The organism is Actinoallomurus oryzae, from assembly GCF_039541955.1.
GTDB classification, from domain to species: domain Bacteria; phylum Actinomycetota; class Actinomycetes; order Streptosporangiales; family Streptosporangiaceae; genus Actinoallomurus; species Actinoallomurus oryzae.
The window spans coordinates 1-4,130 of record NZ_BAABHF010000032.1; the positions used below are offsets into that span (position 1 = coordinate 1).

The following is a 4,130-nucleotide window of genomic DNA, read 5'->3' on the forward strand; positions in this document are numbered from 1 at the left end:
TCGGCGGCGAGGTCGTCGAGTTCGGTGACGAGTTCGGTGAGGTGTGGGGGTGCGGCCGCTTGTGCGGCGCGTATGCGCAGGGTCAGGGAGACCAGGCGTTGCTGGGCGCCGTCGTGCAGGTCGCGTTCGATCCGGCGGCGTGCCTGGTCGGCGGCGGCGACGATGCGCATGCGGGAGTTGGTGAGTTCGTTGCGGCTGGCGGCGTTGGCGATGGCGGTCGCGACGAGTTCGGTGAAGTCGGCCAGTCGTTGCTCGGTGTCCTGGGGCAGCGGTTCGCGTCCCGAGCCGACGCCGATCGCGCCCCAGACCCGGCCCTCCACCACGATCGGACCGGCGACCTCGGAGCCGGATCCCGGCATCGTGGTGTCGGGGAGGTTCGCTTGCCGCGGGTCGTCCAGGTCGCGGCGGGCCACACGACCCGTCGCCTGGACGGCGGCCAGGGCCGAGTCTGGAGGAAGCCTGCCGCGCGAACCCGGTCGGGAGTGCGGGAGCGCGGTGCCTCCCATCACCGTCGTCTCCCCGTCCGGTTCGAACCGGACGATCGCCGTGTCGTCGGCGCCGATGAGCGTGGTGACCTCTTCGGCCACCGCCGTGAACATCGACTCCGGCGCCACGCCGCGGGCGACCAGCGTCGCCACCCGCCGCAGCGCCGCCTGCTCATCGGCGATCCGGCGGAACTCCGCGTACAGATGGGCGTTGTCCAGCGACACCGCGAGCTGCCCCGCGATGAGCTTGACGGCGTCGAGCCGCTCGGCCGTGAACGCTCCGCGGATGAGGCGGTTCTCCAGCAACAGCACCGCCCGCAGCGTGTCACGGCTGAGGATCGGCACGGCCAGCAGCGAGCAGAAGGTCACGTCGGAGAAGTAGGGGTCGCGGGCGAAGCGGTCGTCGCGGGTGGCGTCACCCACCACCAGCGGCTCACCGGTGCGCCGCGCGTACCGCAGCACCGACATCGGGAGCGCTCGTTCGTGGCCGGTTCCGCTGAGCACGGTGGTGCCGCCGCCCGGGGCCGGCAGGGACCAGCCGTGCCGGTCCTCGCTCCACAGCGGCAGGTGTACGCCGGTGGCGCCGGTCATCGCGCTGAGCACCCGGACCACGCGGGCGTGCAGCCGCTCGACGCCGGTCTCCGAGCTCAGCGCCTGCGACGCGGACAGGATGCCGAGCAGGTCGAGGGTCCCGGTCGGAACGGCGGCCCGCTGATGGACGTCATCGCCGGGCACCTCGCCGTGCCGCCCGGCGGTCGTCTCGCCTTGTGGCCGCAGACGCGGGTACGCCCAGTCGAGCTGGGCGACCTTCGCGGTGGCGCCCCATGCGAGGTACTCGCGGCGCGCTTCGAGGAGAAGGTCATAGCCGGCGTGTTCGACGCCGTGGGCGAGGTAGAAGCGGGCCGCACGCTCGGCGATCAGCGCCTGGTGCCAGGGGCGCCGGCGCTCGGCGACCTCGTGCCGCGCGGCGTCGAAGGCGATGGCCGCGGCGCGGAAGTCGCCGATCGCCCAGGCGCGCTCGGCCTCGACGAACCGCATCAGGTGCAGGAGGTTCGCCGGTGCGTCCGCGGCGCGGGCGGCCAGCCACCGCGTCACCTCCTCCAGTTCGGACAGCAGCCGGTCACGTTCGCCGCCGTGGGTGCCACGGGCCTGCCAGGCGAGGGCCAGTCCACGCAACAGGCGCGTCAGGTCGGCCGGGTAGATGCCCGGCGCGATCGGCAGCAGCGGCATCGCCGCGGCGGTGTGCCGGGCCAGGCCGGCCAGATCACCGAAGACGGCGGCCGCGATCGCGTGGTTGACGTGAGCGTAGAGAAGCGCCATCCGGTTGCCGGTGTATCCGTCGGGCGCCGGCTCACCGGCCGCGCCGGCGCCTTCGCCGCGCAGCACCCCGAGCAGCCACCGGTAGCTGTCGAGCAGCTGGCCGGTCTGTTCGTTGCCGGTACGCCACACGAAGGCCAGCCCCGCGTTCGTCTCGGTGACGCAGTCCTCCAGCGAGGGCGCGCTGTCCAGCAGGCCTCCCACGGCCGGGTAGTAGGTGTAGCCGGCGTGGGTCAGGTCGCCTCCCGCGATCAGCCCCTCGCGGGCCTGCCGGGCCGCTCGGACGGTGTTCTCGATCGGCTCGAACCAACTGCCGATGACGGCGAACACGAACCGCGCCCGCGAAGTGTCGGGCTCGTGGCCGCGGGCCTCGCCCAGCGTCAGGATCCGCCGAATCGCCTGGTACCCGGCGGCGTAGTCGTCACGCAGCAACACGGGGTACAGGGCGGCGTGGCTCGCGGGGGCGAGCAGGGCGCGGGCCGGGCCGTGTTCGATCCAGATCCGCAACGCCTCCATGCTCAGCCACGACAAGGTGGCGGAGTCGGCGGCGAAGTAGGTCGCCGGCATGATCGCGGTCAGCAGATCGGCCGCGGCGAGCAGGGTGGGGTCGGCGATGTCCGGCCGAGCCACGTCGTCGGCCGTTTCGGTGTGATCCAGCCACCGGTACAGATAGTGGAACTGGTGGTCGAGTTCGGCGGGGAGGCGGTCCGCCGCCGGGACGGGGATGCCGCACTCGCGCAGCGACTCGATGCCCAGACCGATCGCCTCCGCGATGCGGTTCCGGTTGGTCAGGCTTCTCACCTGCACGCATGTCGCCTCCGCCCGCTCGGTGGCGCTGTCGCACAGTCGGGCGATCACGCGGTATTCCTCGTCCGCCTCGTCCAGGCGCCCGAGGCCGTACAGGGCGGAGTGGCGGCCGGTGTGCACCTGGGTCAGCGTGGCGGTCTCGCCCGGGTCGATCAGCCGCAGCGCCGCTGTCAGCAGCGCGTTGACCAGCGCGTAGTCACCGATCAGGACCGCCTGGTCGGCTGTCCGCCGCAACAGCTCCACCACCCGGCGCCGCTCCGCGGGATCATCGACCGCCTCGACCACCGGCAGATACTGCTCCGCCGCGACCGCGAACCACTCCGGCACCGCGGCGAGCCGCCGCGCCAACACCAGCCGCAAAGAACGCCGCCGCGACGGATCCAGCCCGCCCAGGATCACCTCCCTGATCCGGTCATGCCGAAACCGCACCGCCTGACGCACCCCAGGCTCGATCACCAGCAGCCCACCCTCCAAAGCGGGCGCCAGCGCCTCTTCCACCACTTCCGCCGACTCGTCGACGGCCGCCCGCAACAGGTGCGTCTCGACGCGCCCGCCCAGGCATGCCATCGCCTCCACCACCTGCCGCGACGGCGCCGACATGGTTTCGAACCGCGCCGCCGACAGGCCGGCGACATCGCATCGGCCCAGGTGAGTGTCCACGGCCGGCGCGTCCCACCGCCACCCGGCGGCCGTCGCCGCCAACACACCACCGCTGCGCAAGGTGTTGAGCAACTCAACCGTCTCGTACGGATTACCGGACGTGTACGGGCCGATCACCTCCGCCAGACCCGCCGCTCTGACCGGCTCGACATGCAACATCTCCGCGACCATCTCAGTAGTGGCCGACCTCGGCAGGTTCGCCAGCCGCAGATGCCGCACCTCGGGCCGCTCCCGCCACCGCGACAACGGCCCCGCCAGCGGATGAGTCGCCTCCACACCCCCCTCCCGATACGCCCCCACCAGCAAAACCCCCTCGGCGGACTCCTCACTCAACACCATCTCCACAAACCCCACCGGCGTCCGCCCCGCCCACTGCAGGTCATCGATGAACACCACCACCGGCCGCTTCCTCGACGCCACCACGCGCAACACATCCACCGCCATCCGCTGCGCCCGCACCTGCGTCGTCAGCGGATCCCCCGGATCCGGCCGCACCCCCAACAACGCCGCGAACTCCGGCACCACCGTGATCAACAACCCCGCGTTCGACCCCACCTCCCGCAAAATCCTCCGCCGAACCTCGGCCAGCTCATCCTCCGGCTCGGCCAGCAACAACCGCCCCAACGCCCGAAACGCCTGCCGCACCGCATCGAACTCCAGATCCCGCCGATACTGATCGAACTTGCCCGCCACGAACCAGCCGTCCCGACCCGTCACCACCGGCCGCAGCTCATCCACCAGCGCCGTCTTCCCCACCCCCGGCACCCCCGCGACCAGCACGCCACGGCACCGGCCCGCCAACGACTCCTCGAACGCCGCCTCCAGCGCCGCGACCTCACCATCACGCCCCACCAACCGCGA

1 protein-coding gene is annotated in these 4,130 nt (G+C 72.1%); it reads right to left on the bottom strand.

Annotated features, from left to right (window positions below; all coding sequences use genetic code 11):
* Positions 1-4,130: AAA family ATPase (locus tag ABEA10_RS27945; RefSeq protein ID WP_345468959.1), on the bottom strand; the 4,130-nt coding region annotated here is incomplete at both ends.